This window comes from Nesterenkonia sp. NBAIMH1, from assembly GCF_007922635.1.
GTDB classification, from domain to species: Bacteria; Actinomycetota; Actinomycetes; order Actinomycetales; family Micrococcaceae; genus Nesterenkonia; species Nesterenkonia pannonica.
Genome location: NZ_CP042335.1, coordinates 1,224,313 through 1,246,187, shown reverse-complemented (window position 1 = coordinate 1,246,187; position 21,875 = coordinate 1,224,313). Strand labels below are relative to the sequence as shown.

General features: G+C 64.7%; 20 protein-coding genes. 10 read left to right on the top strand and 10 right to left on the bottom strand.

The annotated features are described in order from the left end of the window. Positions 1-21: 21 nt before the first annotated feature. Entirely contained in the window at positions 22-243 is a 222-nt protein-coding gene (locus FS388_RS05850; RefSeq protein WP_146340564.1) for a hypothetical protein, read from the bottom strand. Positions 244-437: 194 nt separating this feature from the next. Here FS388_RS05850 and FS388_RS05845 point away from each other — a divergent pair, with 194 nt between their 5' ends. Then, positions 438-2,018, top strand: a complete 1,581-nt coding sequence (locus FS388_RS05845) for a peptide chain release factor 3 (protein ID WP_146341896.1) — start codon at positions 438-440, stop codon at positions 2,016-2,018. 102 nt (positions 2,019-2,120) lie between these two features. Here the strand turns inward: FS388_RS05845 and FS388_RS05840 are convergent, their stop codons facing one another. Further along, complete coding sequence (locus tag FS388_RS05840) at positions 2,121-3,221, bottom strand: DUF2235 domain-containing protein (RefSeq protein WP_146340563.1); 1,101 nt, start codon at positions 3,219-3,221, stop codon at positions 2,121-2,123. A gap of 252 nt (positions 3,222-3,473) precedes the next feature. Between FS388_RS05840 and FS388_RS05835 the strand changes: the two genes are divergently transcribed. Further along, on the top strand, positions 3,474-4,211 hold the full coding sequence (locus FS388_RS05835; protein WP_146340562.1) for a VIT family protein: 738 nt from the start codon (positions 3,474-3,476) through the stop codon (positions 4,209-4,211). Positions 4,212-4,345: 134 nt separating this feature from the next. After that, on the top strand, positions 4,346-5,191 hold the full coding sequence (gene heR, locus FS388_RS05830; protein ID WP_146340561.1) for a heliorhodopsin HeR: 846 nt from the start codon (positions 4,346-4,348) through the stop codon (positions 5,189-5,191). Between the two features lie 121 nt (positions 5,192-5,312). On the opposite strand, the gene FS388_RS05825 is transcribed toward heR, so the two are convergent. Continuing rightward, the gene (locus FS388_RS05825; RefSeq protein ID WP_210410247.1) at positions 5,313-7,181 is read right to left on the bottom strand and encodes an ABC transporter ATP-binding protein; all 1,869 of its coding nucleotides are present in this window, start codon (positions 7,179-7,181) and stop codon (positions 5,313-5,315) included. A gap of 949 nt (positions 7,182-8,130) precedes the next feature. Then, on the bottom strand, positions 8,131-8,973 hold the full coding sequence (locus tag FS388_RS05820; protein ID WP_146340560.1) for a PhzF family phenazine biosynthesis protein: 843 nt from the start codon (positions 8,971-8,973) through the stop codon (positions 8,131-8,133). An 83-nt stretch (positions 8,974-9,056) separates the two neighbouring features. Here FS388_RS05820 and FS388_RS05815 point away from each other — a divergent pair, with 83 nt between their 5' ends. Further along, a complete protein-coding gene (locus FS388_RS05815; protein ID WP_146340559.1) occupies positions 9,057-10,046 on the top strand; it encodes a LysR family transcriptional regulator in 990 nt (329 codons plus the stop codon). Positions 10,047-10,165: 119 nt separating this feature from the next. Here FS388_RS05815 and FS388_RS05810 read toward each other — a convergent pair whose 3' ends face one another. Together FS388_RS05810 and FS388_RS05805 are read right to left on the bottom strand one after the other, a co-directional pair. Further along, positions 10,166-10,618 (bottom strand): nuclear transport factor 2 family protein, encoded by a 453-nt coding sequence (locus tag FS388_RS05810; protein WP_146340557.1) that lies wholly within the window; start codon positions 10,616-10,618, stop codon positions 10,166-10,168. Between the two features lie 49 nt (positions 10,619-10,667). Then, positions 10,668-10,985, bottom strand: coding sequence for a hypothetical protein (locus tag FS388_RS05805; protein WP_146340555.1), 318 nt, complete (start codon positions 10,983-10,985; stop codon positions 10,668-10,670). A 92-nt stretch (positions 10,986-11,077) separates the two neighbouring features. Between FS388_RS05805 and FS388_RS05800 the strand changes: the two genes are divergently transcribed. Continuing rightward, positions 11,078-11,662: a TetR/AcrR family transcriptional regulator gene (locus FS388_RS05800; protein ID WP_146340553.1), complete on the top strand. Its 585-nt coding sequence runs from the start codon at positions 11,078-11,080 to the stop codon at positions 11,660-11,662. Positions 11,663-11,814: 152 nt separating this feature from the next. Here FS388_RS05800 and FS388_RS05795 read toward each other — a convergent pair whose 3' ends face one another. Together FS388_RS05795 and FS388_RS05790 are read right to left on the bottom strand one after the other, a co-directional pair. Continuing rightward, entirely contained in the window at positions 11,815-12,804 is a 990-nt protein-coding gene (locus FS388_RS05795) for a hypothetical protein (protein WP_146340551.1), read from the bottom strand. 32 nt (positions 12,805-12,836) lie between these two features. Beyond that, positions 12,837-13,199, bottom strand: a complete 363-nt coding sequence (locus FS388_RS05790; protein ID WP_146340549.1) for a GntR family transcriptional regulator — start codon at positions 13,197-13,199, stop codon at positions 12,837-12,839. A 662-nt stretch (positions 13,200-13,861) separates the two neighbouring features. Here FS388_RS05790 and clpB point away from each other — a divergent pair. Beyond that, positions 13,862-16,471, top strand: coding sequence for an ATP-dependent chaperone ClpB (gene clpB, locus FS388_RS05785; RefSeq protein WP_146340547.1), 2,610 nt, complete (start codon positions 13,862-13,864; stop codon positions 16,469-16,471). On the opposite strand, the gene FS388_RS05780 is transcribed toward clpB, so the two are convergent. Then, entirely contained in the window at positions 16,468-17,157 is a 690-nt protein-coding gene (locus FS388_RS05780; RefSeq protein WP_168198617.1) for a septum formation family protein, read from the bottom strand. The two genes, clpB and FS388_RS05780, sit on opposite strands and share 4 nt — an antisense overlap. A 148-nt stretch (positions 17,158-17,305) precedes the next feature. Here FS388_RS05780 and FS388_RS05775 point away from each other — a divergent pair, with 148 nt between their 5' ends. Both FS388_RS05775 and FS388_RS05770 read left to right on the top strand, forming a co-directional pair. Beyond that, on the top strand, positions 17,306-17,503 hold the full coding sequence (locus tag FS388_RS05775; protein ID WP_146340543.1) for a DUF3073 domain-containing protein: 198 nt from the start codon (positions 17,306-17,308) through the stop codon (positions 17,501-17,503). Next, a complete protein-coding gene (locus FS388_RS05770) occupies positions 17,481-18,491 on the top strand; it encodes a Sir2 family NAD-dependent protein deacetylase (protein ID WP_146340541.1) in 1,011 nt (336 codons plus the stop codon). Before FS388_RS05775 ends, FS388_RS05770 begins: the two co-directional genes overlap by 23 nt. On the opposite strand, the gene FS388_RS05765 is transcribed toward FS388_RS05770, so the two are convergent. Further along, positions 18,474-18,848, bottom strand: coding sequence for a hypothetical protein (locus tag FS388_RS05765; RefSeq protein ID WP_146340539.1), 375 nt, complete (start codon positions 18,846-18,848; stop codon positions 18,474-18,476). The genes FS388_RS05770 and FS388_RS05765 overlap by 18 nt on opposite strands. 144 nt (positions 18,849-18,992) lie before the next feature. Between FS388_RS05765 and FS388_RS05760 the strand changes: the two genes are divergently transcribed. Next, positions 18,993-20,186 (top strand): Fic family protein, encoded by a 1,194-nt coding sequence (locus FS388_RS05760; protein ID WP_146340537.1) that lies wholly within the window; start codon positions 18,993-18,995, stop codon positions 20,184-20,186. A gap of 144 nt (positions 20,187-20,330) precedes the next feature. Next, positions 20,331-21,860, top strand: a complete 1,530-nt coding sequence (locus FS388_RS05755; protein ID WP_371708773.1) for an MFS transporter — start codon at positions 20,331-20,333, stop codon at positions 21,858-21,860. Positions 21,861-21,875 lie beyond the last annotated feature (15 nt).

Sequence of the window (21,875 nt, the reverse complement as noted above, 5' to 3'; positions counted from 1 at the left end):
GGCTGAGTCAGCCCCTTCGTCTCACACGAATCGCATAATGCGCTTCTGCATGTCGAGGCTTGGGTAGAGGTCACCCTTCACGCGCTCCAGGAGCACCTGCACGTACTCAGGCACCTCGTCCGGGGCCAGCATTGATTCGACCATATTGAGCTGTGTGACAGACGGGTAAGGCTCTTGCCCGATTCTGGTCAGCAAGTCTTGAACAACTGTCGAACGCAGGTCGGTCAGCTCGTCGGTCGCCATGACGATCTCCTCAGTGCTCGCAGATTATGATCCCTGTCACGTTTCATGCTAAGTGCGCTGAGGAGCGCCGTCGAGGTCCTATGACTCGATGCAACTCATTCGGCTCTTCCGGCAGCGGCTTTCTGCACCCACGACGACCCTGCGGTCCCCCAGAATTAAGCTCACCCATGCGGAAGCGTAAAGTCTGAACCGTGATGGAAGCAGATGCCAAGCAGATCTTGGAGGAAGCGCTGTCTCGCCGCACCATCGCTGTGATCTCGCATCCCGACGCGGGCAAGTCGACGTTGAGTGAGGCCTTGGTGCTGCATTCCGATGCGATCACCGAGGCCGGCGCGGTCCACGGCAAGGCCGGACGGCGCGGCACCGTCTCGGACTGGATGGACATGGAGAAGGCCCGCGGGATCTCGGTGAGCTCTGCGGTGCTGCAGTTCACCGTCGGCGACACGATCGTGAACCTGGTGGACACCCCCGGCCACGCCGACTTCTCCGAAGACACCTTCCGGGTGCTCGCGGCGGTGGACGCGGTGATCATGCTCATCGACGCCGCCAAGGGCATGGAAGCCCAGACCATGAAGCTCTTCGAGGTCTGCAAGGCCCGCTCGCTGCCGGTGATCACTGTGATCAACAAATGGGACCGTCCGGGCCAGGCCGCTCTGCAGCTGGTCGACGACATCCTCACCCGCACCGGAATGCGCTCGATGCCCCGCAACTGGCCGGTCGGAGACTCCGGAAACATGCTGGGACTGCTCAACCCCGATGCCATGACCATGAGCCGCTACACCCGCGCCCCCGGCGGCGCGAAGAAGGCCCTCGCCGAAGCGCTCCCCGTGCAGGTGGCCGAGACCGAATACCCCGAGGAATGGCAGACCGCAGTGGAAGAGTCATCCCTGCTGGAGGTCGACGACCAGTTCTACGACCGCGACGCATTCCTCACGCAGGAGGCCACCCCGCTGTTCTTCGCCTCGGCCGTGCAGAACATCGGCGTCGAAGAGCTGCTGCACTTCATCCGGGAACAGGGCCCGCCCCCGCAGGCACGCCCCGACGCCGAGGGCAACCCCCACGAGCTGACCTCGGACTTCAGCGGATACGTCTTCAAGGTCCAGACCGGCATGGACAAGGCCCACCGCGACAAGATCGCGTTCATGCGCATCTGTTCCGGAGTCTTCGAACGCGGCATGGTCGCCACCCACGCCCAGTCGGCCAAGCCCTTCCCCACCAAGTACTCCCAACAGGTCTTCGGCCGCGACCGCCATACCGTGGACACCGCCTGGCCCGGCGACGTCGTCGGACTGGTCAACGCCTCCACGCTGCGCCCGGGAGACACGCTCTACGCAGGCCAGCCAGTGCTGTTCCCTCCTTTCAAGCCATTCGCCCCGGAGTACTTCCGCGTCGGCAGGACCCGGGATGCCAGCAAGCACAAGCAGTTCCGCAAGGGCATCGAACAGCTCGACCGCGAAGGCGTCATCCAGGTGTTCTACTCCGAACGCCGCGGCCAGCAGCACCCGGTCCTCGGCGCCCTCGGCCCCATGCAGTTCGAGGTCGTCTCCGCACGCATGGAGTCCGACTTCGGCGCCTCGGTCTCCTTCGACGCGCTGGACTACTCGGTGGCCCGCGATATTGACGAGGATGCCGCAGCGATCCTGCGCCAACGCCAGGACTGCGAAATCCTCTACCGCAACGACGGGACCCCCGTGGCGCTGTTCAGAGACTCGTGGAGGTTCCGCACTGTCCAGCGCGACCATCCGCACCTGCTCCCGAACCCACAGGGAGCATGACAAGCAGTTCGGTCTCAGCGCGGATGTGGGAAGAGGTCACCCTGGCACGTTCCATGCTCGGCGCGCTGAGAAGCGTCGTCGAGGCCCTTCGTCTCAAGGGTCTCATTCGGCCCTTCCGGCAGCGGTTTCCTGCACCCAGGACGACAGGTTCGGGTTGTTCGGTTGGTAGGGAGGGTCCTCGGGGCCCCACCGGGACAAGATAGAACTGTCGAGTGTTTCCCCGACGGCGGTGCGAACTGGCCGTAGGTAGGGTTTGTTCCCTGGAAGGAATTGGCCCAACCCTCCGAGGAAGCGGCTGAATGAGGCTCGGATGGGTCCACGCCATTCCTCTCCCGTCAGAGGTGATGTCGGCGGTTTGATCTCCAGTCCGGCAGCTGAGGCGCGTTCGGCGATCCATTCTCGGGAGAGCGCGGAGAGAGTATTCGTGTCGTCGGTCGAGGTGCCGTCCTTGAAGGTGCCGCCACCGATGTTGGAGTGGGAGCCGATGAACCAGCGCTGTTCGATCGTGGGGGTGCCATGGCTGCTCGGCGTGGGCGCCCCGGTCCAGAGCGTGGGTGCGAACTGCTTGCGGTGCTCGTCGATCGCGACTGCATGACAGGCGTGGTCTATCAGCCCGCTCAGCGCAGTGTCGTGGAACTGATAGCGCCTGCGGGAGAGCGCCCGTCCGATGCCGCCGGGAATGCCGAGACGCCCGACCGTGTCGAAGAGCCCGATGAAAGAGATCCGCACCAGCCGAGATCGTTCAAGGATCAGGCGGTCTTCAGCCGTCACGGGTGGCGCTTCGCCGTTCTGCATCTCCTGGAGCCCGGGGGCGTCCTTATTTCGCTGGTAACGAGCGAAGACTTCTTTCGCGGACATGTCCGACGGGTCAACAAGCCCGCATTTGGCTATCATTCCGGCGAGGCTGCGGGCGGAGAAGGCGCCGCGGCTGTACCCGAGAAGGCAGATGCGATCGTCCTCGGAGTGGTGGTGCTCGGCGATGAAGCGGTAGGAATCTGTGATGTCGTCTTCGAGGCCGTGACCGAGGGCTCCGCCGGTGAGGCGGCTCCATACGCCGCCGCTTGTGCCCACTCCGGGGTTGTAGTGGACTCTCTGCGCCGCCGCGAGACTGTCTTCAGGGGTCAGGCGTTCCCAGAGCTGCGCGATGTTGGTGCCATCTTCGCGGTCTCTCCATGTGCCATCGAGCAGGACCGCGATGTTCATGACTGTTCCCCTGAAGAGTTGATGCTGATGCGGGAAGTCTAGTTCCGGGGATCGCACCCCAGACGTCACGCATCGTGATGGTGGTGTCTTTGCCGTCGAAGTGCGCCTCGCAGAGGCGGCACTAGGACTTTGTGCTCTAGCGTGGACAGGGCGGGTGCGCTTGTATGGAGGGTGTAAGGGCGCATCGCGACTCGTCCTGGGACGAATCGTCTGCAGCCGCAATTGCGGAGCAACCGATGATCAGGGGATGGTATGACTGGAGCTGATGCTTCACGCGGTCCCGTCAGCCACTCTGCCGAACCCCATCAGGCCGGTCTGGCGAAGCGTCTCAACTGGCTTCGTGCTGGAGCGCTGGGTGCTAACGACGGCATCGTATCTGTCGCTGCGATCGTGGTCGGCGTCGCCGGGGCATCAGCAACGACCGGTCCTGTTCTGACCGCTGGAGTCGCTGGTCTGGTTGGCGGTGCTGTCTCGATGGCACTGGGGGAGTATGTCTCGGTGAGCAGCCAAAGCGACAGCGAACGGGCGCTGATCGTGAAGGAACGCCGAGAGCTCGCAGAGATGCCTCAGGAAGAGCTTGACGAACTCGCCAGCCTTTACCGCAGGCAAGGACTCAGCGGAGACACGGCACGACAGGTTGCGGAGGAGCTGACCAAGCACGACGCGTTGACGGCTCACCTCTCGGCCGAGCTGCATATTGATCAGAACGATGTCGTGAACCCCTGGCACGCGGCGGCAGCCTCGGCAGCAGCCTTCACGGTGGGCGCGCTCCTGCCGCTTGTGGCGATTCTGCTGCCGCCTGATGCTTGGCGGGTACCAGTGACCTTCCTCGCCGTCCTGCTGGCATTGACGCTGACGGGGCTGGTCTCCGCACAGATCGGAGGCAGCTCCAGGGCAAGAGCCGTTCTGCGTCTGGTCGTCGGTGGAGCTCTCGCATTGGGTGCCACGTATGTGGCCGGGCTGCTTCTAGGTGCCTCAGGGGCGGTGTGATGGGCAGCGGCTGCGGCAGCTTGTGGCCAACGGGGCTTTGATCTGAGATATCAGTGGTCCGGTCCCGGACGCCTCAGTCTCATGGGTCGAAGTGCCCTATACGACGCCGCTGGACCGGTGAAACACTCGTGGACATGGGCACTTACCCTTTAGAACTGAACACCGCGTCGGTGAACGTGCCGTCACAGGCAGCGAAGAGGCTGCGGATATTCAACGCTGTGATCGGTCTGCTGCATCTGGTCTCCGGCTCAGCCATGCTCGCTCTCAGCAATGACTTTGCCCTGCCTGTCTCCTCCTTCGCTCTCAACGGTCCGCCAGGGACGCCGGTCTCGCAAGGCACCCTGAATCTGGTGTTCGAACTTCCCCTCGGAATCGCGGCAGCATCCTTTCTCTTCCTTTCGGCTCTTTTCCACTTCCTCATCATTTCCCCGTGGGGCTTTCGCCGCTACATAGGCGAACTGTCTAAGGGTCGAAACCGTTTCCGCTGGGTGGAGTACAGCCTCTCCTCGACGCTCATGATTGTCCTCATCAGCCTCCTGCTTGGTATCTCCGACATCGCGGCCCTCATCGGTGTGGGCTTCGCCAACGTCGCCATGATCCTCTTCGGATGGCTGATGGAAATGGCAAACAACGGACTGATGCACGAGAAGAACGGGCGCTCGGCTCGTGGTGAGCGAGCATGGTGGACGCCCTTCTGGTTCGGATGCATTGCCGGAGCTGCCCCGTGGTTGGCAGCCGCAGCCTACTTGATCATCAACGTCGGCATTGAGGGTGGCGAAGGTCCGCCCGGTTTCGTCTACGGAATCATCGTGTCGCTGTTCGTGCTCTTCAACATCTTTGCCGTCAACCAGTGGCTCCAATACAAGCAGCTGGGCCGATGGAAGGACTACCTCACGGGAGAGCGCACGTACATCGTGCTCAGCCTTGTCGCCAAGAGCCTGCTGGCGTGGCAGGTGTTCGCGAACGTTCTGGTGAGCTGACCAGGGAAATATGCCGCGTTCTCGACGCGTACGCGCCGACTGGCAGACGTATCAGGGCCATGCACCAGAGCATCCCCTGCAGGATCCCTCGGATTCTGTCAGGCGGGGCAGGGGGTGGGCTCTAGGAGTCCTCTGTGGCGAACTGGGTCCGGTAGAGCTCGGCATAGCGTCCGTCGGCCGCGAGAAGCTCGAGGTGTGTGCCGCGTTCCACGATCTGACCTGCCTCGACCACGAGGATCGCATCGGCGGCGCGGACGGTGGAGAGCCGATGAGCGATCACCAATGCGGTTCGCCCCACGAGCGCTTCGGTCAGCGCGGCCTGCACCGCGGCCTCGGAGGTGGAGTCCAACGCGGCGGTGGCCTCATCGAGGATGACCACCTGCGGCTGTGCAAGCAGCAGGCGGGCCAGTGTCATCCGTTGGCGCTCGCCGCCGGAGAGCCGGTAGCCGCGTTCGCCGACCACGGTGTCCAGTCCATCGGGCATGGACCGGATCACTGATTCCAGCTTGGCCCGACGGATGGCGTCCCAGATCTGCGCATCGGTGGCTCCCGGGGCCGGCAGCGTGAGGTTGGCCCGGACCGTGTCGTGGAAGAGGTGGCCGTCCTGGGTGACCACACCTATGGAGGCGCGCAGCGACGCGAAAGTCGTCTCGCGCACGTCCACCCCAGCCAGGCGCACCGCGCCGGAGTCCACGTCGTAGAGCCGCGCCAGCAGGGCGGCGATGGTGGACTTACCGGCTCCTGAGGAACCGACGATCGCGACAGTCTGTCCAGGCTCCACCCGCAGATTGATGCCGTGCAGCACCTGCTCGCCGCCGCGCTGGTCCAGAGTGGCGACTTCCTCCAGTGAGGCCAGTGAGACCTTCTCAGCGGAGGGGTAGGAGAAGGTGACCTCCTCGAACTCCACGGATGCAGGGCCCGCCGGCACTGGCTTGGCGTCCTCCTTCTCCGTGATCAGCGGTTCAAGGTCCAGCACCTCGAAGACCCGTTCAAAGCTGACCACCGCACTCATCACTTCTACTCGGGCGCTGGCCAAGGACGTCAACGGAGCGTAGAGCCGGGTGAGCAGCAGGGCCAGGGAGACGACGGCTCCGGCCTGGAGTTCTCCCACGATGGCGTAGACGCCGCCTAGGCCATAGACCAGCGCGAGTGCCAGTGCGGAGACCAGGGTCAGCGCCGTGATGAAGGTGGACTGCAGCATCGCGGTCTTTACCCCGATGTCCTGGACCCGTTGGGCTCGCCGCTCGAACTCGGCGGACTCCTCCTCGGGGCGGCCGAAGAGCTTGATCAGGGTGGCGCCTGGGGCGGAGAAGCGTTCGGTCATTTGGTCGCCCATGGCGGCGTTGTGGTTCGCCGCCTCACGCTGAAGCCGGGCAAGCCGACTGCCCATCCGACGGGCGGGAAACACGAAGATCGGCAGAAGTACGAGAGCCAGCAGGGTGACCTGCCAGGACAGTGAGAGCATCGCGATGAGGGTGAGCACGACCATCACCAGGTTGCCCACGACCCCGGAGAGGGTGCCGCTGAAGGCACGCTGCGCGCCGATGACATCGTTGTTCAGCCGACTCACCAGGGCGCCGGTGCGGGTGCGGGTGAAGAAGGCGATCGGCATCTTCTGCACGTGGTCGAAGACTGCGGTGCGCAGATCCAGGATCAGGCCCTCGCCGATCCGGGAGGAGAGCCAGCGCCCGAGGATGCTGAACCCTGCGTCGGCGACGGCGATGAGCGCGATCAGCGCGGCCAGTCCGACGACGACCTCCACGTCGGCCGAGCCCGTGATCGCATTGATGACCTGTCCAGCCAGCAGCGGAGTGGTCACCGCGAGCGCAGCGGTGACCACCGAGAGGATCAGGAACCAGATCAGCCGGGCGCGGTGGGGGCGTGCAAACCGCCCGATGCGAGTCAGCGTCTCCCGATTGAACGGCCGGTAGTCCTGCTTTGCATGGGTGATGCTGTACAGCGAGCTCCGTGCCGCGCCCTCCATGCTCACGCACAAACCCCCAAGTTCTCCACTGATGCCGCAGCGGCTGCTGCGGTGCCGTTCTAAGCTGGAAGTCGAAGCACCTTGTCCTGCGGGACCTTCGCCTTCAACAAATCCTTCTCGTGGTCCTCGCCCATCATAAACACCGGCGTCGCACTCGCGGCGTGACTGGAGCTGTCATCTATCAGTGCGGCAGAGCCTCTGTTGTTCGACTCTTCCTCATTGGCAGCGCACGGGAGACGACGTTCAGCAGTTCCGCCGACCGTGGTTGATGAGATCAGGACACGTTCGGTGAGATGCGACATCTGCTGTAGGACCCTGCGGATCTTGTCACACCGGGGAGCCGCTGACATGGGGAGCGAGATCTCGTTGAGACGCGGTCTGTCTCACGAACTTGTCGTAATCCTCAGGCTCATGCGGAGGGATACGCCAGGCGCCCGGGGTTGAGGATACAGCTGTGGCTCTATTTCCTCGAGAGTCCCAAAGCGCTAGATCACTCCGCCGAGGCTGCTGGGACCTTCTCGTGGCGGAACCACTTCTCTGCAATGGCCACTTCTGGGTCGATTCCGAGATGTTTCGCGTAGACCAGGCACATTCCGAGACCCCTATCACCGGGTACGAGCAACGGTGATTGCTTTGCAACTGCCGTCACTCGCGCGGCGATACCTGTTGCAGTTGTCGTACCCCTGCGGGCATCTTCATCGAGCGGGGTAAACGGGCATCCGAGCAGTCGCACGGGTGCGAGATCTTGATGAGTCGGCTCGCGCTCGGTGGAGGACCGGCTTGGGGGGCAAGGCTTCGCATGCCCCTGAGGGCTTCTGGATCTGGTGCGCTGAACGCCGTGAAGCACGATCCCGTCCGTGACCGGTGCGTCTTATCGTGGTGGGGCTCGCGAGGCGTCCAATGGGCTTTTGCTTACCGCCCTGAGGCGTGTGTCAGGTCTCCCTAGGTAGCCCCACTATTGAGTGATCGGCACCGCGGATCCGGCGACAGTGACGCGTTTGGAATCGGCTTGAGCCACGACGTCGAGCCGGCTAGGTCTGCCCATGTCTTGACCTTGCAGGATTGTCAGTTCGAGTCTCCCTTGTACGCGGCCGAGGCTGCGTAGGTAACCTCCCAGGGCCGCGGCCGCAGCGCCAGTTGCCGGATCCTCCACCACACCGCCGACAGGAAACAAGTTTCTGGAGTGCGCCAGATGTTCGTTCTCGAACCACACCAGTTGCACAGTCGTCCACCGGTAGTCCTGCATGATCGCCTTCAGCGCCGCGAAGTCATACTTGACGTCGGCCAGCCGTCGACGAGACCCCGTGACCAGAACAAGATGGGTTTCCCCACCGAAAGCTTCATGGGGTGGAAATTCAGTCGAGAGATCCTCTGCAGACCACCCCAGCGCGTCGAGCACATACTGAATCTGCCAGGCGGAAGCTGGTCGACTCCGCGTCTCGGTGCTGGTCAGCGTTGCCCGGACAACCCCATCGACGGTCTGGGTTGTTACTGGGATGGGCCCTGCCAACGTTTCGAACACCACATCGCCAACGCCGAATCGGTGCGCTAGTGCGACGGCCGTTGCGATCGTGGCGTGCCCGCAAAAGGCCACCTCAGCGAGTGGACTGAAGAAACGGACGCGGTACACACCGGCAGTAGGGCCGGAGTCCACAAAGGCGCTCTCAGAGTAACCAACCTGTGACGCCAGGTCTTGCCGATCTTCGTCGGAGAGATTCTGAGCATCGAGAACAATTCCGGCGGGGTTGCCTCCCGAGGGGTCGGAGGTGAAAGCAGAATAATGAAGGATCTCGTCCATGTGCCAAGTCTGCTCGAGCTGATCAATCGAATCCAACGATAGTTTCCGATGTACTGCATCAGTGTTCCCGATAATCTAGGTGCATGGACACATCGTTGCTGAAGACTTTCCTCTCCGTGGCTCGGTGGAAAAACTTCACAGCCGCAGCTGACGAGCTTTACCTGGCGCAGTCCACGGTCACCGCCCGTGTGAAGCTGCTGGAGCGTGAGCTTGGTGCGCGCCTGTTTGAGCGCACACCGACCGGGGCTCACCTGACGGAAGCTGCCAAACGGATTCATGAACAGGCGCAGCAGCTTCTGGACATCGAGCATTCAATGGCACTAGCGGTCCGCGGTCAGGAGAGAGAGCCACAGGGTGACGTGGTCGTGGGGGCTCCCGAGTCGATCTGTGCGTATCGCCTTCCCTCCGTGATCGCCGAGATTCGGAAGCAGTATCCGCGTATCAACTTGCATTTGGTCCCCTCGGACACGAGAGCTTCCATGGCGGGGGTCTCAGATCGCAGCCTCGACATTGGCCTCATTGTTGAGGAAGCACCGCCCACCTCTCGGCTTGACATCGACGTGGTCGGCTATGAGCAGGTAGCCGTTTTCGCTGCCCAGGGACACCCGTTGACGCAGCAGAAATCGGTGGAGTGGTCAGAACTCTCCGACGAGGTCTTCTATCTGCTCGAGGACGGCTGTGGCTACTCGGATGCTTTGTACAGGGATCTCTCAGAAGGACTGTCGAGGGCCCCGCGGGTGACTCGCTTCGGCAGCATCGAGGCAGCTCGGGCGTGTGTTGAGGCGGGTCTGGGGCTTGCCGTGCTCCCAGTTGCGGCGTGCATGGCTCGTCCTGAAGGCATCGCAAGGGTACCGGGACTGCCGCGTCCGGATTATCCTTTGAGACTTGTCGTTGATCCGCGCCGCTCCCAGTCCCTTGCAGTCCAGAAAGTGTCTGAAGCCATCATCGATGCGGCTGGAGTGCCATCGAGCGCCGCGCTGGGTGGGTCAAATGTTCAGGTCGGGCCAGGGGGTCACTTGTTGCCTGTGCAAGCCCCGGGTCTCTCGTGTGATTTCGGCCGAGATGCTTCGTGACAGTGCATTCTGTGGCTTCAGGACAGCGGCTCAGCGTGGTGGAGGTTCGAAGTCTTGTGGGAATCGACCAAGTGCCCGCTGAGGGATCCCCGATTGAACATTGTCACCCAGTGTTGGGGTCAGTTCAGGATGGGTTCGGCGTGGGCTTCGGTGATGCCGGTGGCGGCGAGGGCGGTCATCATCTGGACGACGGCCTGGGAGTCTTCGTTGGCGTCGATGGCGGTGGCCTTTCCCCAGCGGAGGGTGACGACGTGGACGCCGTGCTGGTGGTAAGGGGCCCCGTCGGGGAAGGTCGCGGTACCGGTCCAGCGGATGATGACGGTGGTGTTCCAGGGTGTGCCCTTGATCCACATGTCGGTGATGGTGAGGTGGAGGGTGGGGACGAGCCTCCCGAGCCGGTCGAGCCACTTCCCGAGGGCTTCTCTGCTGTGGCGTTGGCCGCCGAGTGCGTGGTCGCCGCCGAACCGGTGGCTGATGTCGGAGGTACAGGAGGCGAGGAGCTCGGTGTGGCCCTTGGTGTTGATGAGCTCGAAGTTCTTCGCGGCGAGCCGCTTCACGAGCGCGTGGTACATGGCGGGATGTCCTCTGTGTATGTGTGGACGTCGATGGCTGAAGGTGGGGCTACGCGGCGAGGCCGGCGGCGGCATGAAGGGCGGGGAGTGCCGGGACGCCGAAGACGGCGCCGACCTGCCCGACGGATCCGATCGAGAGCACCGATCCAATGGAGCTGATCGAGAAGAGGGAGCCGAAGGAGAACATGGACCCGAGTGACACGGCGCTGAAAAATGACGCGGCGCTGAAGGCGGAGTAGAAGGACGCCGCCGATGCGGCAGGGCCGGCGCTGGCGACGGAGGCGATCGACTCGCGTGACGCCGCGGAGGCAATGGAGCGGATGCTGCCGCGGGAGGCGATGGAACGGGTAGCGGTGATGGTCGTCATAACGGAGCCCTTCGTTTGGTTGACGCTGTCAAGTAATACAACGATGCGGCCTGAAGTTGACAGTGTCAAGCGCAAATCGAGAGACTCTTCCTATGACCTCCCAACTCGCCTCCGCCGACGCCCGTGCTCGGCTCATCGACGCGGCGCGCGCGGAACTCGCAGAGCGGGGGCTTGCTGGGGTGAGTCTGCGTGGTATCGCTCGACGGGCGGAGGTGTCTCATGCGGCACCGAAGTATTTCTTCGGTGACCGGGCGAGCCTGTTGACGGTGATCGCGTCGGAAGGGTTCGCTGAGCTAACCGACTCCCTCCGGTCGGCCGTCGCCGATGAAAAGCCGCGCCTGGGAGATTTGGGGCGGGCGTACGTGCGCTTCGGTTTGGAGCATCCGGCTCTGTTCGAGTTGATGTTCCGCCCGAACGAGCTCCATCCGGAGGATCCCGCGCTGAAGCGGGCGCAGGCGGAGAGCATCGGGATCCTGGCGTCAGCGACCAGTGCGATCGAGGTCGCCGAGAGGCAGTCCGAGGTTGTCCCGCCCGCGCGGGCTCTGGTGAGCTGGGCATTCGCTCACGGACTCGTCGCTCTTGTCCGCGATGGCGCACTGCAGAACGCAGGCGGCGGTGCCGATGCGTCAACCCTCGCCGATGAGCTGGTTAGCGTCTTCGAGAACGCCATGAACTAATCGTTCACCGGTGTGCGGTGAACGATCGGCTTGCGCGCAGCGGGGTGACATCAAACGCTGCGAATAGACCGCCACTTATCGCTGCGATCCACACCGGAAGCCTGCTCGTGAGGTCCGCCCCACAACCAAGGAACTGGGACGGGGACCGTCGACTACCCAGTCTCGTGACAGGCGCGGTTTCGTTGAGCCAAAGCCCTCAGGAGCGAGGCGCCAGTGGAGGCATCATTGACGGTGATGACCACGCGCCGCTCGCCACTTCGAGAGATGTCGACAGCTTCCCCGCCGCGAATGATCACCCCCACCGTCCCACTGGGCTGTGTGGGAGTGAGGTGCGAATTCCCCAGCCACCAAACTCCCGGAGAGGACTGGCCACCACTCGACTCGGCTCCCTCGACCTCGTCTGCCGGAACATGGAGTCGAGGCCACCCCAGGATCGCTTGAGCAGTCAGACCTTGAGAATCAACTTTCACTCGCCAGACCAACATGGTGGACACCAGGGCCAGGATTACCACTCCTAGTATGAATCCGAACCAGGAGCCACTGAGCCAGGAAGTCCAAGCTAGAATCCCCAAGACGGCGGTTCCTACGAGGGCGCCGACGACGACGAATTTCGGGGTCGGAGTCACCCGCTTGATCCACACTGCGCGTTCGTGGGTACCAAGCTCGGCTTTGTCTCCTGCTACTGGCCCCGTCGCCGGAAGCCTTGCATCACTCCCCGCAGTCAAGGCAGCCGCGGCACCCGCCAAGAGCCCGAGAACTACGGCGCTCATCACGTATGCGTCGAAGCCTTGCGGTACCGTGCCGGATTCAGTGTCGAGCTGAGCTGCCAAGGGAGCCAGCAGGAGCCCTGCGAAGAACACCGACTGGCCCATCGCGAGACCCAGCACCAAGCGGCGCACCAACGATGTTCTCCCGGTAGTCAGCGCGAAGACAGCGAGCGTCACCAAACTCAGGATGGCCATGCCCCCGTTGGTCCACAGCAACTCATCGATCGGCCCGCTGCGGTTTACCTCATCTCCCCAGTGCAGTGCCACATCTCCAGGAAGACGGGGCAACCAACGGAATGCCAGCACGAATGCTGCGCCGGTCACAAGCACCGGCAGAAGAACGCCCCACACAAGTCGCCGGCCCAGATAGGGCATAGCAGGGGTCTGAGTGGTCGTCTCTGATGCCCTCATGCAGTTTCCCCTGTAGGTTGCTCGATCATTTTGGCGACTGCTGAAAGTGGCACTCCCAGGCGTCGGGCTTCTTCCCGCACTGCTTCCAGGGATTGTGCCAATCCTTGATATTGGTCCGACGTACTGGCAGTGACCACCGCTCCTCGGCCTCGCCGCAGGTCAATGAGGCCTTCGTCGCGCAACGATTGGTAAGCGTGGAGCACGGTGTGCTGATTGACCTGAAGCGACTCTGCCACCTCCCGGGCCGAGGGAAGGCGCTCACCATTGGGTAGATCACCGGATAGCACTGCCAGCCGGACCTGGGACGCCAACTGCTCGAAGAGCGGCTGGCCTGAACTGGTATCCACCCGAAACAGCATGAATTAACTTTAGTTGTTATAGACCAATTATAACAATAGTCAGAGGTTGGCGTTCTGCGAACCAGGCTATAGGGGACCGTCGTGACCACCATTAGATCCAAACGGTGTTGGCCGCAGACCGCGGCAGACGTGTCCCATAACCCATGTGTGGGAGACCCGGCGAGCCGGACCTGCCCGCCCCACTGCACGAAGGGTCATCGTCCGACACGCAGTAGGGCTGACATTCATGGCTACGAATAAACCGCCACTTATTGCTGCGACTCGCAATATGGAGTGGTTTTGGGGTGGGGGAGTGCCCGCTGAGGGATCGGCTTACGTGCAACCCGTAGGCGACCTTTGAGAAAGCTCTCGTCTACCAGCCAGCGGTGGCTCGTAGCTGTTAGAAGAGAGATAACTTCGTTGCTTCGCGTGGCCGGGTGGAGTTCGGCACAGAAGACCGTCAACAATTTGGGCGGCGCTGGGGTGCTGTTCCCAAGTCGTCCCCGCGACGACGAACGGTGGCCACGAAAGTGAGAATTTGCCAACTTGCACGAGAATCCACACCTCATCGTGGCGCTTCGGCGGAACGGTGACGGAATAAACGTGACGCACCCTAAGTTGAGTGTGAATGACTCAAGTTTCACTCGTCGTTGTCGACATGACTGAAAGGGGGCCGCAAGGCCATGGACGTTGACAAGCTCACCGAAAAGTCCCGCGAGGCCGTATCGGCCGCCATCTCCTACGCCGAACAGGTGAAGAACCCCCGGGTTGAGCCCGCCCACCTGCTCAAAGCACTCATGGACACCCCCGAGTCCCTCGCCGTCCAGGTGCTCCGAGCCGCAGGCGGGGACCCGGAAGCAGTCAGCAGGAACGCCTCCGACCTCATCAGCAAGCTCCCCCAGCTCGGCAACGCCGCCTCCACCCAGGGGAGCCCCGGCTTCGCAGCAGTGCTCAACGCCGCCCAGCGCAACGCCGGCAACGCAGGCCACACCTACACCTCCGCTGAGCACCTCCTGCACGCCCTGGCCACCGAAGCACAGGACACCGCAGAGGCCATCCGCCGCGGCGGAGCTAGCCCCCAAGACATACTCAAGGCCGCAGAGAACATCCGTGCCGGCCAGCCAGGAGACAGTGTGAACCCAGAAGCCACCTCCGAAGCCCTCTCCAAATACGGCACCGACCTCACAGCCCTCGCCAAAGAGCGCAAACTCGACCCCGTCATCGGACGAGACTCCGAAATCCGCCGCGTCGTCCAGGTGCTCTCCCGGCGCACCAAGAACAACCCCGTGCTCATCGGGGACCCCGGCGTCGGCAAGACCGCCGTCGTCGAAGGCCTCGCCCAGCGCATCGAACAGGGCGACGTGCCCAACGCGCTCAAAGGCAAGACCCTGATCAGCCTCGACCTCGGCGCCATGGTCGCCGGCTCCAAATACCGCGGCGAATTCGAGGAGCGCCTCAAAGCAGTGCTCGATGAGATCAAAGCCGCCGACGGTCAGATCATCAGCTTCATCGACGAGATCCACACCGTCGTCGGCGCAGGCGGAACCTCCGACGGTTCCATGGACGCCGGCAACATGCTCAAGCCCATGCTTGCCCGCGGCGAGCTGCGGCTCATCGGCGCCACCACCCTCGACGAGTACCGCGAGAACATCGAAACCGACGCCGCCCTGGAACGCCGGTTCCAGCAGGTGTACGTCGGTGAGCCCAGCGTCGAAGACACGGTGGCCATCCTGCGCGGCATCAAGGAGAAGTACGAAGCCCACCACGGCGTCGAGATCGCCGACGCCGCGCTGATCTCCGCGGCCACCCTCTCCGACCGGTACATCACCGCCCGGCAGCTGCCCGACAAAGCCATCGACCTCGTCGACGAAGCCGCCTCCCGCCTGAAGATGGAGATCGACTCCAACCCCGTCGAGATCGACGAGCTCGACCGTGCCGTCAAGCGGCTCAAAGCCGAAGAGGAGTGGCTCGAGAAGGAAGCCGACGACGCCTCCAAAGAACGCCTCGAGGTCCTCCGGGCAGAGCTCGCCGACAAGACCGAGAAGCTCGCCGAGCTCCAAGCCCGGTGGGAGGCCGAGCGGGCCACCCACGTCAGCGCCGGTGAGCTGCGCGCCAAGCGCGACGAGCTCAAGTCCGCCGAGGAGCGGGCAGAGCGCGAAGGCAACCTCGCCGAACTCGGCCGCATCCGCTACGGCGAAATCCCCGAGCTCGAAAAGCAGCTCGAAGCCGCCGAGGCCGCCGAGCAGTCCGCCGACAAGCAGGACCGCATGGTGCCCGAGCGCGTCGACTCCGACGCCATTGCCGAAGTCATCGCCGCATGGACCGGCATCCCCGCCGGACGCCTGTTGGCCGGAGAGACCGAGAAGCTGCTCGCCATGGAGGAGCAGATCGGCTCCCGGCTCATCGGGCAGAAGCGCGCCGTCACCGCCGTCGCCGACGCAGTCCGCCGCGCCCGCACCGGCGTGGCCGACCCCGACCGGCCCACCGGCTCCTTCCTGTTCCTCGGCCCCACCGGCGTCGGCAAGACCGAGCTGGCCAAAGCGCTCGCCGAATTCCTCTTCGAGGACGAGCGCTCCATGGTCCGCATCGACATGTCCGAATACGCCGAGAAGCACTCCACCGCACGGCTGGTCGGAGCGCCCCCCGGCTACGTCGGCTACGACGAAGGCGGCCAGCTCACCGAAGCCGTCCGCCGCCGCCCCTACTCGGTGGTGCTGCTCGACGAGGTCGAGAAAGCCCACCCCGAGGTGTTCGACATCCTCCTGCAGGTCCTCGACGACGGCCGCCTCACCGACGGGCAGGGCCGCACCGTCGACTTCCGCAACACGGTGCTCATCCTCACCTCCAACCTGGGCAGCCAGTACCTCGTCGACCAGACCACCGACGAGGCCACCAAGCGCGAACAGGTGATGAGCGTGGTGAACAGCGCCTTCAAGCCCGAGTTCCTCAACCGGCTCGACGACACCGTCCTGTTCGACCCGCTCGGCATGGAGCAGCTGACCTCCATCGTCGACATTCAGATCAGGTCCCTGCAGGAGCGGCTGGCCTCACGGCGCCTCACCCTGCAGGTCACCTCCGCCGCCAAGGAATGGCTCGGCTTCACCGGCTACGACCCCGCCTACGGGGCACGGCCGCTGCGCCGGCTCATCCAGCGGGAGATCGGCGACCAGCTCGCCAAGGCCCTGCTCAGCGGCGCGATCGTCGACGGCGACACCGTCGAGGTCGACCGCAACGAGCTGGCGCTGCAGGAAGGGTCATCGCACGGGCTCACCGTGCGAAGGGTCGCCAGCTAGTCCTCGTCGTCGGCGTCGTCCGCCTCATCGTCCCGCGGGTCAGCTGAGACGGACACGTCGGCCTCAGCATCCCCGTCCTCGTCCTCCTGCTCCTCCTCATCCAGCACAAAGTCGCCCGTCAGAGGGCCGTCATCACTGCGGGTGAGGAAGCAGGAGACCAGGCGGTCACCGTCGTCCCACGTGGACTCGGTGGGGTGCCACAGGCGCACCGCCAAGTCATGCTCAGCCTCGGCGGCCGCCTCCTCATCGAGGCGAAGGTCATCGTGGCACCACTCGTGCGCAGTGTCGGCCACCTCCACGTCACCCGGATAGGCGCCGTCGGAGATGTTCTGCCGCAGCACCACCTGCACGTCATAGGGGCGCTCGCAGTCCACCACGTCAGCGGGCTCGTCCTCGTCCTCATAGCCGACCAGGCACCAGCCGGTCTCCCAGTCCTCGGCAGGAACGTCACGGGCGTGGACGCCGTCCGCCGGCTCCTCCACCCAGTCCCAGCCCTCAGACTCCTCCTCAGCGGGCTCCCGAATGACGAACCACCACAGCAGCCCCATGGTCAGCAGGACCACCAGGCCGCCGGCGATCAGGAAGGGAATCGCGTTGAGCTGAACCCCGTGCTCGGTCTGCGCGCGACGCTCCCGGCGCGATGCCGCAGGAGTGCTCTCGGAGGGGCTTGGGGAGTCCTCAGTCATCCAGGCGGAGCCTTCCGATCGGTGCGACGCAACGGGACGCCTCATGCTAACTTAGGGGGCACGAAGCACATCATCTGAACAGTCAAGCCCGTGGTGAACCTTCCGACGTTCCGCCGCGGCATGAGTAGATGTTAAGGGGGTCCCGCTCATGGGGCGTGGCCGTCAGAAGGCTAAAGCAACCAAGCAGGCACGGGAGATCAAGTACTTCACCCCGGACACTGATCTGTCGGCTCTGGAGCGGGAGCTCGCACAGTCCCGCGGAGAGACCGAGGACACCGGGATCGAGTCTGATGACGACCCCTACGCCGATGAGTTCGACGCCGATGACGCAGGGGACCAGCGCTGACGCTGGCTCCCCGGTTTTCACTCAGCAGGCTGAGCGCGCGCATGCCGCAGCCCTGAGGTCGATAGCCCGCATCGTCGAAGACTCAGCGGAGCCGCAGCCCCCGGAAACGGCGAGAGCCGGCATTGCCGCGCTTCTCGGCGAGGGCTCAGTCCTCTGCGTCACCGGGGCGGGGGTCTCCACCGACTCCGGCATCCCCGACTACCGGGGACCCGCCGGGTCGCTGCACCGTCACCGGCCGATGACCTACCAGGAATTCCGGTACGACTCCGCATCCCGGCACCGCTATTGGGCCCGATCCTTCGTCGGCTGGCGGCACATGGGCGCCGCTGAGCCGAACCCCGCGCATCATTGCCTGGCCGCCTGGCAGCAGTCCGGCGTGCTCTCCGGGCTGGTCACCCAGAACGTCGACGGCCTGCACGACCAAGCCGCAGCAGCCCTGAGCATGCGCACCTCCGATGACCAGCCCCGCGACGCTCAGCAGGCCATGAGCCGGGTCGTGGCACTGCACGGCAACCTCGACCAGGTCACCTGCCTGACCTGCGGCGGCATCGAAGACCGCCGCGCCCTGGACCTCAGGCTTGAGGACGCCAACCCCGGCTACGCCGAAGCGGCCATGGTCGCCGCCGAGAACGTCAACCCAGACGGCGACGTCACCCTCGACCAGTCCTGGGTCGAAGAGTTCACCCTGGTGGGCTGCCAGACGTGCGGCGCCGACACCCTGAAGCCCGACGTGGTCTACTTCGGCGAGAGCGTGCCCGAAGAGCGCAAAGCCGCCGTCGACGAGCTCGTGGCGCAGGCCTCAGCACTCCTCGTCGTGGGCAGCTCCATGGCGGTGATGAGCGGATTCTCCATCGCGCTGAAGATGCACCGAGCGAACAAGCCCATCGCCGTCGTCAACGGAGGCCCCTCCCGCGCCGACGCCAAAGCCGACTTCCGCTGGCGCACCCGCATCGCCCCCGCCCTGGAGGAGCTAAGCCGCACCCTCTGACCGCTGCCGGCCTGTGGTGGCCGGGAGCAGGCCGGTGCGGCAGTACTCCCTGTACTGCGCGTCGAAGGCGCGTACGGAAGTGGCCTGGACGATTCCCAGCGGCAGGATGACGGCGGACGCAGCCAGTGCGAGGAGGGCCACCCAGTAGCTGGCCCCGTCGGAGGAGCTGCCGAGCACCGCATTCGTGAACGCGTTCGGCAGCGACATGCTCATGCCGAAGGCCGCGACCAGCGGCAGCCACCAGGCGCGGCCGGGGTCACCGCGCAGCCAGTTCTGGGACTTCGGCCAGGGCTGGCCCGTCCTCCCCTGATACTCCTGCTTGCTCAGCAGGCGGGCCTCCGGGGTCGGGTCCGTCATCAGTGCATCACTCCTCCACTCCCACACTATCGGCCAGCCGCCTCCACGTGCCTTATTGAAGGATCTGCCCATAACCTTCAATAAGGCGATTCCTTATTGAAGGATGTTGCACTAACCTTCAATAAGGAAGAGAGGTGCTGAAGGATGAGCGCATGGCCCTCCGTGAGCTATGAGCAGTATGACTGGGATCTGCCCGCGCAGGTCGCTGCCCACCTCGACGTCTTCGAGCAGCATCGGCGCAGCCGCCCCTATCAGGCGGCCCTCGCTCCCGAAATCGCTGAGCTGAACCCTGAACGTCACCTTTCCCCCGAGACCCTCGAGCTCGCTCACGAGGCCACCGCGGCCGCAATCCGCTTCGACCAGTACGCGGCACGTCTCCCTGTGGCCATGCCGGCGGTCCTGCTGCGCACAGAGGCGGCCTCAAGCTCACAGATCGAGAACATCACTGCTGGGGCCCGAAATCTGGCAGTCGCGATGCTGGGGCTCCCCGCCAAGGAGAACGCAGCAGAAGTCGCGGCGAATACTGCCTCCATGACCCAAGCCCTCACCTTGGGGCGCGAGCTGACTGAGGAGACGGTCCTCGGCATACACCATGCTCTGATGAAGGACGCCTGGCCCGAGATCGCCGGCAGGTGGCGCACCCGCCAAGTGTGGATCGGGGCGTCCTCCTTCAGTCCCCACGGGGCGGACTTCACAGCGCCGCACCATTCGAGGCTAGCCGCGGCTGCTGAGGACTGGTTCAGGTTCTCGAATCGGCGCGACATCGAGCCTCTCGTCCTCTCTGCCGTCTCACACGCCCAGTTCGAGACCCTCCACCCCTTCGAGGACGGCAACGGCAGAACGGGGCGGGTGCTGGTGCACACCACGCTGAGGCGACTGGGCGTCACCGCAGAATCCACTGTGCCGGTCTCGGCAGGGCTGCTGCGCAGCACCCGAAGATACTTCGAGGCGCTCACCGCCTACCGGGAGGGAGAGCTGGACCCCATCGTCCAAGAAATGGCCAACAGTGCCCTCTCCGCTGTGCAGAACGGGCGCGTCCTGGGGGCAGAGCTGGGGGAGATCCTCAGCACCTGGGAGGGCGCCATCAGAGCTCGACGGGGCTCTGCCGCGTGGAGGCTTGCAGAGCATATCTTCGAGCAGCCCGTCGTCGACGCGAGCTGGGCGGCCGAGCGCCTGAATGTCTCTGACCGCACTGCGCGCAACGCGATCCAATCCCTGGAGGAGGCAGGTGTGCTCGAACAGCCGAGCACCATGCGTCGCAACCAGGTCTGGCAGGCCACGGCGGTGATCGATGCGATGGACCAGTTCGCGAAGAGAGCAGGGCGCAGGCAGCTGTGAGACGGGGCACAAGCCCCCCCACACTTAACCGTACGTACGGTACAGTTTGCGACTGTGGATGTGATGCGGACTCTGACAGGGCGCAAGCGGGTGAGCACCGAAACCGGTCCGGTTCCCCGGGCCGACCGGCGTGCCAGCGGCCCCCTGCGCCCCTCCGCAGCCCCAGACACCAGCCTCACCCGCTGGCAGCGCTGGACCGTCCTCGTCATCGTCTCCGCAGGGCTGCTGCTCGTGGCCCTGGACATGACGATCCTCTACACCGCCCTGCCCCGCCTGACCTCCGCCCTGGAGGCCAGCGCCTCCCAGCAGCTGTGGATCCTCAACATCTACCCCCTCTTCATGGCCGGACTGCTCCCCGGCTCCGGGGCGCTCGGCGACCGCTTCGGGCACAAGCGGACCTTCCAAGTGGGCATGGTCGTCTTCGGCGTCGCCTCCCTGACAGCCGCCTACTCCCCCAACCCCGAAGTGCTGATCGCCGCCCGCGCGCTGCTGGCCGCCGGAGGGGCGCTCATGCTCCCCGCCACCCTCGCCCTGATCCGCATCAGCTTCTCCAACGTGCGCGAGCGCAACATCGCCATCGCCGTGTGGGCCTCCACGTTCATGGTCGCCATGGCCATGGGGCCCATCGTCTCCGGGGTGCTGCTGGAGTTCTTCTGGTGGGGATCGGTGTTCCTCATCAACCTGCCCATCGTGGTGGCCGCCTCCGCGGCGATGATCCTGGTGGGCCCCCGCAACGTCTACGACGCCTCACGCCGGTGGGATGCGATCTCCTCAGCCCAAGCCCTTGTCGGCATGGGGGCGGCAGTGCTGGCCATCAAGACCTGGGCCGAAGCGCCCATCGACTACCCGGTGGCCATCGTCTCCACAGCAGTGGGTGCGGTGGTGCTGACCCTGTTCGCCAGACGGCAGGTGCGGCTGGCCCGCACCGCCGAGCCGCTCATCGACTTCGGGATGTTCCGGAACCGCGGATTCACCGGCGGCGTCATCGGCGCCGGGCTCGCCACCTTCATCACCGCAGGGGTCCAGCTCGCCGTCGCCCAGCGGTACCAGCTGCTCGAAGGCTTCAGCCCGCTGGAGGCTGGGCTGCTGGTCACCGCGCTCGCCGCAGGCTCCGCGCCCTTCTCCATCGTCGGCGGAGCCCTGCTGCAGCGCATCGGCCTGCTCGTCCTCATCGGCGGAGGCATGGGCGTCGCCGCCCTGGGAACCATCGGCGCCACCGTCTCCGCCTTCCAGGACTCGCTCCTCGGGCTGGTGGTCTCCCTGGTGATCGCCGGGGCCGGCATGGGCTGCTCCATCTCCGTGGCCTCCACAGCCATCATGGGCAACGTGCCCCCGCACCGGGCCGGCATGGCCGCCTCCACCGAAGAGGTGTCCTACGAGTTCGGCAACCTGCTCGGCGTCGCCCTCCTCGGAGCCCTGCTGACGCTGGTCTACACCCACACGCTCATCCTTCCGCCCAGCGTCGAGGAGTACGCCGGCGCCTCACCGGCGGCCGCCATCGAAAGCGGCAGCGCCGACGTCATCGCCGCCGCCTCCGCAGCCTTCGACACCGCCTACCTCAGCGTCCTCACCGCGCTCTCAGCCGTGATGATCGTCGGCTCCGTAGCCGTCACAGCGTTCCTGTGGCCCTACAAGCCCGGCACCGAATCCCAGGCCTACCCGAACAATCACTAAGGTGGATCAGCAGCG

What these genes read in the sequence shown, in the direction of transcription:
- FS388_RS05820 (WP_146340560.1), bottom strand. Translation starts at nt 8,973, where the DNA reads ATGGACGAGATCCTTCATTATTCTGCTTTCACCTCCGACCCCTCGGGA.
- FS388_RS05840 (WP_146340563.1), bottom strand. Translation starts at nt 3,221, where the DNA reads ATGAACATCGCGGTCCTGCTCGATGGCACATGGAGAGACCGCGAAGAT.
- FS388_RS05850 (WP_146340564.1), bottom strand. Translation starts at nt 243, where the DNA reads ATGGCGACCGACGAGCTGACCGACCTGCGTTCGACAGTTGTTCAAGAC.
- FS388_RS05790 (WP_146340549.1), bottom strand. Translation starts at nt 13,199, where the DNA reads ATGCTGTTTCGGGTGGATACCAGTTCAGGCCAGCCGCTCTTCGAGCAG.
- FS388_RS05800 (WP_146340553.1), top strand. Translation starts at nt 11,078, where the DNA reads ATGACCTCCCAACTCGCCTCCGCCGACGCCCGTGCTCGGCTCATCGAC.
- FS388_RS05760 (WP_146340537.1), top strand. Translation starts at nt 18,993, where the DNA reads ATGAGCGCATGGCCCTCCGTGAGCTATGAGCAGTATGACTGGGATCTG.
- FS388_RS05795 (WP_146340551.1), bottom strand. Translation starts at nt 12,804, where the DNA reads ATGCCCTATCTGGGCCGGCGACTTGTGTGGGGCGTTCTTCTGCCGGTG.
- heR (WP_146340561.1), top strand. Translation starts at nt 4,346, where the DNA reads ATGGGCACTTACCCTTTAGAACTGAACACCGCGTCGGTGAACGTGCCG.
- FS388_RS05770 (WP_146340541.1), top strand. Translation starts at nt 17,481, where the DNA reads ATGACGCAGGGGACCAGCGCTGACGCTGGCTCCCCGGTTTTCACTCAG.
- FS388_RS05845 (WP_146341896.1), top strand. Translation starts at nt 438, where the DNA reads ATGGAAGCAGATGCCAAGCAGATCTTGGAGGAAGCGCTGTCTCGCCGC.
- FS388_RS05780 (WP_168198617.1), bottom strand. Translation starts at nt 17,157, where the DNA reads ATGACTGAGGACTCCCCAAGCCCCTCCGAGAGCACTCCTGCGGCATCG.
- FS388_RS05805 (WP_146340555.1), bottom strand. Translation starts at nt 10,985, where the DNA reads ATGACGACCATCACCGCTACCCGTTCCATCGCCTCCCGCGGCAGCATC.
- FS388_RS05815 (WP_146340559.1), top strand. Translation starts at nt 9,057, where the DNA reads ATGGACACATCGTTGCTGAAGACTTTCCTCTCCGTGGCTCGGTGGAAA.
- FS388_RS05775 (WP_146340543.1), top strand. Translation starts at nt 17,306, where the DNA reads ATGGGGCGTGGCCGTCAGAAGGCTAAAGCAACCAAGCAGGCACGGGAG.
- FS388_RS05835 (WP_146340562.1), top strand. Translation starts at nt 3,474, where the DNA reads ATGACTGGAGCTGATGCTTCACGCGGTCCCGTCAGCCACTCTGCCGAA.
- FS388_RS05810 (WP_146340557.1), bottom strand. Translation starts at nt 10,618, where the DNA reads ATGTACCACGCGCTCGTGAAGCGGCTCGCCGCGAAGAACTTCGAGCTC.
- FS388_RS05765 (WP_146340539.1), bottom strand. Translation starts at nt 18,848, where the DNA reads ATGACGGACCCGACCCCGGAGGCCCGCCTGCTGAGCAAGCAGGAGTAT.
- clpB (WP_146340547.1), top strand. Translation starts at nt 13,862, where the DNA reads ATGGACGTTGACAAGCTCACCGAAAAGTCCCGCGAGGCCGTATCGGCC.